Source organism: Streptomyces sp. NPDC060205 (assembly GCF_042728395.1).
In the GTDB taxonomy this organism is placed as follows: Bacteria; Actinomycetota; Actinomycetes; order Streptomycetales; family Streptomycetaceae; genus Streptomyces.
Genome location: NZ_JBHWZP010000349.1, coordinates 1 through 9,236, shown reverse-complemented (window position 1 = coordinate 9,236; position 9,236 = coordinate 1). Strand labels below are relative to the sequence as shown.

The window sequence follows — 9,236 nt, the reverse complement described above, 5'->3', positions numbered from 1 at the left end:
GGGGCCCCGCTACCCTCCTCTGGCCCGGGCGGGCGGGGCCCCCCCCCCGGCCCACCAATTCGGGGCGGCCGCGGGGCCCCCCGGCCCCCCCCCGGCGGAATCTGTGCAAGGGCGGTCGAAACGGTTGCGTAGGCCGCGGCCCATCGAGCACGATGCCTAGAACACCCCGAGTCCTCAAGCGACATCCGTATTGCACCGCCCTACCGCCATTGGTCGAGACCACGCGCACTCCCCGGGTGCGCCGGGCGCAGACCGGCGGACAAGCCAACAGGCGGCGCTACCCCCCGGCGCCGCCTCCCCCAGGCACCGGCGCTGCCCTGACGTCGGTGCTGACCACGAAGGGCCCCGTGGATCGTCCCGCGGGGCCCTTCGCCCGCCCCGGCTCACGGCTCCGAGGGTCTGGGCTCCCGGCTCCCGGCTCCCGGCTCCCGGCTCCCGGCTCCCGGTGAGGCTAGGCGGTCTTCTTCGCCAGTTTGGCCAGCTGCGCCTTGACCAGCTCGGCCGGGACCTTGATCTCATCCGCGTCCAGCATGTTCATCGAGCTGAAGGCCACCAGGGTCGTACCGTCGCGGACGACCGTGTACGCGGCGGGCACCTCCGCCCCCTCGATCGAGGCGACCAGCCTGAACGCGACGGACTCGTCGCCCAGGTCCGGGCCGGCCACCGCCTCGACGTCCTTGTAGTCGTAGTCGGCGTGCCGGTACGCGGTGCAGTCCTCGGTCGCCGCACGCAGCCCGTCGATCACCTTGTCGGCCTCGCCGGACGTGTGGGCGAGGAGGGCGAACGTGATCACCGAGGCGTTCGTGTCGCTCTTCGGCACGACCCCGCGGCTGACGCCCGCCCGCGGGGCCGGGTCGGTGGAGAACAGGAACATGTCGGCGATCGGCTGGCACTTCGTCGGGGTCGCAGGGACGGTCTGGCCCAGCAGGTCCGCCCCTTCCGACTCCTTGACCTCGAAGCCCTTGACGTCACCCGTCGCGAGCGCGGCCTTCTTCAACTCCGCCTCGGTCAGGGGCCCGTCGCCCTTCGGAGCGCCACCGCCCGAGGAGCCCCGCGGGTCGCTTGTGTCCTGCGGGGCCCGGGTGTCCTGCGGGTCCGCAGGGTCCTGGCCCTCCCCGGCGGGCGCCTTCGACCCTTCCCCGCCCGTCGTCCGTCCGCCCGCCTTCGACGCCGACGACTTCCCGTCCCGGCCTGCGTCGTCCCCGCTCCCGCCCCCGCCGCACGCCGCGACGCAGCCGAGGGCGGCGACGGCCGACGCGGCCACCAGAGGGCGCGCGATCCGCATCCTCGCCCCTGTCGTCAAGTGCGTCGTCACGTGCTTCATCATCCGCTTCATCATGTGCGCGACACCGTCCCGCACGGCTCCTCGCCGGAGCCCTCCGAGTCACCGGAGTCACCGGGGTCGTCTCCGATGTCCCGGCTGCGGTCGTACGGGTCGACCGCAGGACCGCTCGGCTCCGCGCCCGACGGGCCGCCGGAGGCCAGCCGCGGATGCAGGAAGCCGTCGTAGACGTCGCAGGCGGAGTTGGCGATGTCGTCGTCGTACCTGATGACCGCCAGCCTGCCCGGCGTGGCCTCGTACTTCGCGGGGTTGAGCAGCCGCAGGTCGATGACGCGGCGGACGATGGTGCGGGCCACCTCGGTGGAGTCCTGGTCGGCGGGGGCCAGCGCGTACACGAAGGTGTAGTCGACGTGGATGTCCAGCGCCCCGTCCTTGCCGCCCCCGAACGTCGTACGGCCACGGGTCTTGACCACGTCGCCGACGAGCCGTACCTCGCCCGGGTCGAAGCGGCTGAAGAAACGCAGCGGATCGTGGTCCTTGCCGGGCTTGCGCAGCCAGGACCTCAGGTCGTCGATCAGCTCGGGCTGCTTGGGGTCGAGCACCTCGCCGAGGACGGTCTCCGGGGTGTTGCCGAGCAGCGTCCCGCGGTCGACGTTCGCCCCGACGAGCAGGGCCTTGCTCTGCTCCAGGGCCCCGGCGACCTGCTCCTTCGAGAACGCGCCGACCGCTTTCGCCTCCGGCAGTACGATCCCGGCGGCGCCGTCGGCGTACCGGGCGGCCGGGGAACCGGCGAAGGGCTCCTCCAAGGTGGGCGCGCCGGGCGCGGCAGCCGGGGCCGCGGTCTCGGGCGCGGTCTCCGCGGGCAGCGGAGCGGTCTGCGCGCCCGGGCCCGGGGCCAAGTCCGTGCCGAAGGGGTCGCCCGGCAGCAGGGACGGCTTCATGGCCACCACGGCCACCACGAGGGCGAGCGGGATGCCGATGACCGTCCACACCTTGCGGCGCCGGGCCCTGCGCCCGCCCGTCCCCTGGCCGACGGGGTCCGCGCGCCAGGCCGGGGGCAGTTCACCGCGCGCGTCCTGCTGCCGCAGCCGCTCGGTCACCATGCGGGCGCGCGCGGACGGCTCCTTGGGGGCCTGCGAGATCCGGATGTCCCGCTCGCTGTCCTGGACGAACCGCTCCCACACGTCGTCGGGTATGGACTCCCCGGACCCGTCGGGCTCCCTGCGCTCCCCGGACTCCCCGGGCTCCCCGGATTCCTTGGGCGCCTTCCCGGACGGCTTCTCACTCACGACGCTCGCGCCTCTCCCCCATGGCTGACGTGCCGTTCGGCATACCGGCCGACGTGCTCGAACAGTCGACCGAGGGTCAGTTCTAAGGCGTGGGCAAGGGAGTTCACAAGTCGGGCCCGACTGTGACCCAGCCCACATAAGAATTCTGTGAGTGTGAGGACAACCCTTCACAGGAGTCACAGGTCTCTCTTACGCAACCAATGGCCGTACCCGTGTCCGCCACGCGGAGGCCTCCCGAATCTCGTGCCGTGACGTAGCGGCGCACCGGACTTTCCGAGGTCTTCATGAAGCTTCGCCGTGTCATGGCCGCTGCGGCCACGACGGCTGTCATAGCCCCGCTCGCGCTGCTGTCGGCCCCGGCCGCTTATGCGACCGACCCCACGCCCACCGGCACCGAGACCACCACGGCCTCCGTGACGCCGGGCGCGACGGAGACCGAGACCACCGAGACGACGACGCCTCCCGCGTCGCCCACGACGACGCCGCCGGCCGCCACGACCCCCGCGGGCACGCCGACCTCGACCCCGCCGGCGACCAGCCCGGCGCCGAGCACCACCCCGCCCGGGGAGTCCGAGACCCCGGACCCCGAGCCGTCGGTGTGCGAGGACACCAAGGTCGACGTCAGCATCACCGGCCTGCCCGGCAAGATCGCCGTGGGCAGCGGCTGGCACGTGTTCTCGCTGAGCGTCCTCAACTCCTCCGACTCGACGCTCCAGGACCTGGACTTCCTCGCCGGCGCCTCCTCCGACGTGGACGGCACGGACCTCTTCAAGAGCAAGCAGGTGCGGCTCCAGGCCTGGAACCCGGACGACAAGGTCTGGGAGGACCTCGACGAAGAGGGTTACGCGGTCGGCTTCGTCGGCTACACCGACGAGCTCAAGCCCGACTACGAGGTGCTCGTCCCCCTGCGTATCAACGTGAAGTCCACCGCTCCGGTCGGCGCGGGCTTCTCGCTCGGCGCGACGATCTACGGCGACGACGACGCGGAGTGCACCGGCTTCGGTGAGGTCGCGTACAAGTTCCAGATCGTCGCCGCGGGTACGGACACCGGTGGCACGAAGCCGCAGGAAGGCGGTAAGGCGCCGGTCAGCGACCAGAAGCCGGACAAGACCAACACTCCGCAGGTGACCGGGAATCTTGCCGAGACCGGGTCCAGCTCCGCGCTGCCGACGATCGGGCTCGTCGGTGGGTTTGCGTTGGCCGCTGGGGTGGGGGCCGTTGTCGTTGCGCGGCGTCGCAAGGCCGGCGAGTAGCTCCGCTTGGAGGGCCGGTGTTTGACTGCGGGCCCGGTGGGGGCTTGTCGCGCAGTTCCCCGCGCCCTCAACAGGGCCCTGACGGGCCCGTTGACGGCGCATAGGACACATGACGCGTCACGCATGACCGACTCGACTTGCTGTATGTGCGACAAGACGTAAGGACCTGCGCTCGGAGGGGGGCGCAGGTCCTTCGTCTTTGTCGGTTGCCTTCCTCTACTTCTTCGGTGGGATCGCCGGTATGCCGAGGAACGGGAGTTTCAGGGCGCCGAAGGCGTCCGCCGGGACCGCGGGGGTGAGCGGGTCGACCGGCTTGAGGCGCTCGTAGGCCGCGCCGGGCGCCGGGCGCGGGTCCGTCTCGCCCTTGTTGGGCCAGTACGACATCGCGCGCTCGGCCTGTGCCGTGATGGTCAGCGACGGGTTGACGCCCAGGTTCGCCGAGACCGCGGCGCCGTCGACGACGGAGATCCCCGGATGCCCGTACAGCCGGTGGTAGGGGTCGATGACGCCCTCGTCGGCGGAGGCGCCGATCGGGCAGCCGCCCAGGAAGTGGGCCGTCAGCGGGGTGCCCATCAGCTCGCCGACGTTGGAGCCCGGGAAACCGTTGATCTCTGCGGCTATCGCGGAGGCGCCCTCCGAAGCGGTCCTGATCTGCTTCGGGTTGGGGGCCCCGTGCCCCTGGCGTGCGGTCAGCAGGCCCTTGCCCGCGCCCTTCGGCTTGAGGTACGTCGTCAGGGAGTTGTCGAGGGACTGCATCACCAGGCCGATGATGGTCCGCTCCGACCAGCGGCGGTTGGAGAGCGAACGCGCCACGAGGGTGGGGTGCTTCACCGCGTTGACGAGCCAGGCGAGCACCCTCGACGAGCCCTCCGTGTACGGCACCTGGAGGATCGACAGGCTGCCCATCGAGTTGGAGCCCTTGCCGTAGCGGACGGGCTCGATGTGCGTGTTGGCGTCCGGGTGGATCGAGGACGTGATGGCGACCCCGCGGGTGAAGTCGGCCCTCGCCTCGCCGGTGGCCTTGCGGTAGCGGCGGTCGCTGGTCTGCGCGCCCACCAGCGCCTCGGAGTTGGTACGGGTCAGCTCCCCCAGCCGCTTCGACAGGTACGGCAGCTGGCCGCCGTCCTTCATCCGGTGCAGCAGGGTCTGCGTACCGTACGTGCCGGCGGCGAGGACGACCCGGCGGGCCTTGAAGACCCGCCCCTCGCGCTCTGCGCCCTTGCGTCCGCGATCCGTGGGGAGCGTCGAGACGGCGAAACCGCCCTGCGAGTCGTCCGTGACGGACACGACGGTCGTCAGGGGGTGGACGACCGCGCCCGCCTTCTCGGCGAGATACAGATAGTTCTCGTTGAGGGTGTTCTTCGCGCCGTGCCGGCAGCCCGTCATGCACTCGCCGCACTCGGCGCACGCGGTGCGGGCGGGGCCGGCGCCGCCGAAGTACGGGTCGTCGACCTGCTCCCCCGGCCGCGCCTTCGCGGACCCGTCGGCGTCCTCGCCGTCACCGAAGAAGACACCGACGGGCGCCATGTGGAAGGTGTCGCCCACGCCCATCCGCCCGGCCGCCGCCTTCAGATGGACGTCCGAGGGGGTCATGGTCGGGTTGAGCCGTACGCCGAGCATGCGCTGCGCCTGGTCGTAGTACGGCTTCAACTCCTCCTGCCAGTCGGTGATGTCCTTCCACTGCGGATCCTCGAAGAACGGCTTCGGCGGTACGTAGAGGGTGTTGGCGTAGTTGAGGGAACCGCCGCCCACGCCCGCGCCCGCCAGCACCATGACGTTGCCGAGCAGGTGGATGCGCTGGAGGCCGTACATGCCGAGCTTCGGCGCCCAGAGGTAGTTCTTCAGGTCCCAGGAGTTCTTGGGCAGAGTGTCTCGGGTGAAGCGGCGGCCGGCTTCCAGGACGCCGACGTGGTAGCCCTTCTCCGTCAGGCGCAGGGCGGTGACGGATCCGCCGAAGCCGGAGCCCACGACGAGGACGTCGTAGTCATACGTTTCCTGAGGCACGTGCTGTCTCCCCTTTGAGTGTGCCGTGCGGGTGCGTCGTGGCTGGGCGCGCAGTTCCCCGCGCCCCTCCCGGGGCGCCTACCTGAACCGGAACGCCTTCATCAGGCGCAGGCTGCGGCTCATGAACCGGGCGTACTTCTCGTCGTCCATGCCCAGGGACGGGGCCATCGGCAGCAGGCGCTGCTGGGCGACCGTCTGGGCCTCCGTGTACTTGAGGATGCCCTCGGAGCCGTGGCGGCGGCCGAGGCCGGAGTCCTTCATGCCGCCCATCGGCGACTGGACACTGCCGTACGCGGGCCCGTAGCCCTCGTTGATGTTGACCGTGCCGGTGCGCAGCCGGGCCGCGACCTTGGCGCCGCGGCGGCCGTCCTTCGTCCAGACCGACGAGTTGAGGCCGTACGCCGTCGCGTTGGCGGAGGCGATCACCTCGTCCTCGTCCGTGAACCGGTAGATCGACACGACCGGGCCGAAGGTCTCCTCGCCGCAGACCGCCATCGGCGACTCGACGCCGTCGAGGATGGTCGGCTCGAAGAAGTACGGGCCGATGTCCGGGCGCGCGACACCGCCCGCGACGACGGTCGCGCCCTTGGCGACGGCCTCCTCGACGTGCCGGGTCACGGTCTCCAGCTGGCGTTCGCCGACCAGCGAGCCCATCTCGGCGCCGTACGCGAGGGACGTGCCGAGGCGCATCGCCTTCGTGCGGGCGGCGAACCGCTCCAGGAACGTGTCCGCGATCGACGCGTGGACGTACAGCCGCTCGATGCTGATGCACAGCTGTCCGGCCGAGGAGAAGCAGGCGCGGACCGCGCCGGCCGCCGCCCGGTCGATGTCGGCGTCCTCCAGGACCAGCATGGCGTTCTTGCCGCCGAGTTCGAGGGACACGCCGACCAGCCGGGCCGCGGCGCCCTGGGCGACCTCGCGGCCGGTGCGGGTGGAGCCGGTGAAGGAGACGTAGTCGGCGTGCTTGACGACCTCGGGGCCGATGACCGGGCCCTCGCCGAGGACGACCTGGAAGACGTCGGCCGGCAGGCCCGCCTCGATCAGCAGGTCACGGGCCCACAGGGCGGTGAGGCAGGTCTCGGTGTCGGGCTTCATCACCACGGCGTTGCCCGCGACGAAGGCGGGCAGCGCGTCGCCGACGGAGAGTTCCAGCGGGTAGTTCCAGGGGGCGATCTGGCCGACGACACCGCGCGGGTGGCGCAGCTCGGTGACCTTGGTGAGGGTCGGCATGGCGCCCGCGTGCCGCTTGGGGCGCAGGTAGAAGGGGGCGCGGCGGCCGTAGTGGCGGGCCGCGACGGCGACCGCCTGGACCTCCTCGTGGGCGTGGAGCCGCGCCTTGCCGGTCTCCAGCTGGATCAGATCCAGGACCTCGGCCTGGCGGGCGAGCACGAGGTCGTGGAAGCGCAGCAGGACGGCCGCGCGCTCCTTGACGGGGATCTGGCCCCAGAGGAACTGGGCGGCGCGCGCCCGCTCGTAGGCCAGTTCCACGTCCTGCGGGGTGGACTCGGGCAGGTCGGCCAGCTTCTCACCGGTGAACGGCGTGTGGTTGGCGGTGCGGCCCGAGCCGACCACGCCACGGGTGAGCTGGGCGATCAGCTCGGGCGTGACCACGTCAGCAGCCGTACGGGCGCCTTCGGGGGCGGGCGCGAGAGGGTTGGTACCGGTCTTTTCCGGGGCCTGTGCCGGGGCCTGCGAGTCCGTCATGAGCCGCAGGGTATGCCTGCCCGAGCTCTTTGGGTACCCGTCGGTAACAGGGTTTCACCGAGTACACACAATGCGCCAGTGATCACTGGCAGTAAATGGCCTGATCAGGGCGTTGTCCGGTCCTCGATCGACGGTGGATCAACAGCGGGTCAGGCCGTGGGAGGTGTCCGGTTCGCGGGCAGGGCCTCTTCCCGGGGCAGGGCCCGGTGCTTGGGGAGCGCCGTACGCCCCACCGCCGCCGCCAGTTTGCGCAGCCGGCGCCAGTCCATGGGCGGCTTGGTCTCCGGTACGCCCGGCCGGTTCCCGGGGACGCGTACGCGAAGGGCTCCGGGCTCGATCCGGCACCGTACCGGCGTGGGCAGCATGAGGGCCTCGCCGTCCACGCCGACCTCGATCTCGGGGCGGTCGGCGTCCACGACCACCTCGCTGGCCGTCAGCACCGTGAGCCCGGTGGAGTGCCTGCCCAGCAGCAGCCCGGCGGCCTCGGCGGCGTTCTCGACCCTGACGCCGAGGACACCCAGCACACCGGACTCCAGGCGCTCGCGGTAGCCGAGGCCCGCCGGATCGTCCATGCGGTAGGGGTTGTTGCTCACCAGCAGGGCCTGGGGCCCGTCGACGACGGTCGCCGCCGTGGCACCCCCCGTCCCCGTGCCGGCCGTCCCGCCCGTCTCCTCCACGCGGGCGGTCAGCCGGGGCCCCCGCTGGTGCGTGAGCAGTTCGGGGAGCAGCTCCAGCGTCGTACGGACCTTGTCGTCCCGGTACTCGGGGCTCTGCACGACGACCGCGTACGCCCCGAACGAGGCGTTGTTGACGAAGGGGTACGTGTCGGCGAAGCCGAGGTCGACGTGGAGTTCGACGCCGCCCTCGGTGAGGGCGTCGAGGCTCGCCGCCGGGTCGTTGCGGTCGAGCCCGAGGTCCATGGCGAAGTGGTTGCGGGTGCCGGCGCTGACGACGAGGAACGGTATGCCGTGCTCCGCGGCGACGGCGGCGACCAGCGCCTGCGTGCCGTCCCCGCCCGCGACACCGAGCAGGTCCGCGCCGTCCGCGACGGCCCGGCGGGCGAGTTCGGTCACGTCCTCGTGCCGTTCGGGGTCGAGGAGGTGGACCCGCGCCCCGAGCTTCTCGGCCTTCTCCCTCAGCCCGAACCGCTCGACCTTTCCGCCCCCGGACCGCGGGTTCATGATGAGGAAGGGGCGGGTGGGCGCGGGAGTCCGGTGCTCGCGCACGCGCACCGTGTGCGACTTGGTGGTGCTGAGCGCGAACTTCCCGGCCCAGACGGCGAATCCCCACAGGGTCAGGGACACGATGACGACCCAGAGCAGGTTCTCGGCGGCGAAGAACCAGACGACGGCGGCCGGTGTCGTGACGGCCAGCGCCACGGCTGCCGCGCGGGACGGGCCCCTGAGGGTCAGCACCCACCACAGGGCGGCCACGGTGACGGCCGTGCCGAGTGCGCCCACGGCGACGAGGAGGAGGCTGGTGACTCCGCCGTAGCCGAGCGGCAGCAGTACCGCGAGGGCTGCGCCGGTCAGGGCGCTGCGTGCCGCCCACCGCTGCCGGGCGTGCGCCCGCCCGTCAAGATCCAGGCCCACGCCTGCCGCCTTTCCTGCCTTGACCTGCGCAGTTCCCCGCGCCCCTGAAAACCAAAAGACTGCGCCGTTCCCCGCGCCCCTGGGTGGGACGGGGCGCAGCCCCTCCCCGAGG

6 protein-coding genes are annotated in these 9,236 nt (G+C 71.8%); 1 reads left to right on the top strand and 5 read right to left on the bottom strand.

Annotated features, from left to right (window positions below; genetic code table 11):
* Positions 1-451: 451 nt before the first annotated feature.
* Entirely contained in the window at positions 452-1,315 is an 864-nt protein-coding gene (locus tag ACFWGJ_RS37285; protein ID WP_387333408.1) for a hypothetical protein, read from the bottom strand.
* A 20-nt stretch (positions 1,316-1,335) separates the two neighbouring features.
* Positions 1,336-2,571: a hypothetical protein gene (locus tag ACFWGJ_RS37280; protein ID WP_387333407.1), complete on the bottom strand. Its 1,236-nt coding sequence runs from the start codon at positions 2,569-2,571 to the stop codon at positions 1,336-1,338.
* A 284-nt stretch (positions 2,572-2,855) separates the two neighbouring features.
* Between ACFWGJ_RS37280 and ACFWGJ_RS37275 the strand changes: the two genes are divergently transcribed.
* Positions 2,856-3,824, top strand: a complete 969-nt coding sequence (locus ACFWGJ_RS37275) for an LPXTG cell wall anchor domain-containing protein (protein ID WP_387333406.1) — start codon at positions 2,856-2,858, stop codon at positions 3,822-3,824.
* A gap of 216 nt (positions 3,825-4,040) precedes the next feature.
* Here ACFWGJ_RS37275 and ACFWGJ_RS37270 read toward each other — a convergent pair whose 3' ends face one another.
* The 3 genes from ACFWGJ_RS37270 to ACFWGJ_RS37260 all read right to left on the bottom strand — a co-directional run bounded on the left by ACFWGJ_RS37270 (position 4,041) and on the right by ACFWGJ_RS37260 (position 9,124).
* A complete protein-coding gene (locus tag ACFWGJ_RS37270) occupies positions 4,041-5,828 on the bottom strand; it encodes a GMC oxidoreductase (protein ID WP_387333405.1) in 1,788 nt (595 codons plus the stop codon).
* A gap of 78 nt (positions 5,829-5,906) precedes the next feature.
* Positions 5,907-7,532 (bottom strand): succinic semialdehyde dehydrogenase, encoded by a 1,626-nt coding sequence (locus ACFWGJ_RS37265; RefSeq protein ID WP_387333404.1) that lies wholly within the window; start codon positions 7,530-7,532, stop codon positions 5,907-5,909.
* 149 nt (positions 7,533-7,681) lie between these two features.
* Positions 7,682-9,124, bottom strand: a complete 1,443-nt coding sequence (locus tag ACFWGJ_RS37260; protein ID WP_387333403.1) for a diacylglycerol/lipid kinase family protein — start codon at positions 9,122-9,124, stop codon at positions 7,682-7,684.
* Positions 9,125-9,236: the final 112 nt, after the last annotated feature.

What these genes read in the sequence shown, in the direction of transcription:
- ACFWGJ_RS37265 (WP_387333404.1), bottom strand. Translation starts at nt 7,532, where the DNA reads ATGACGGACTCGCAGGCCCCGGCACAGGCCCCGGAAAAGACCGGTACC.
- ACFWGJ_RS37275 (WP_387333406.1), top strand. Translation starts at nt 2,856, where the DNA reads ATGAAGCTTCGCCGTGTCATGGCCGCTGCGGCCACGACGGCTGTCATA.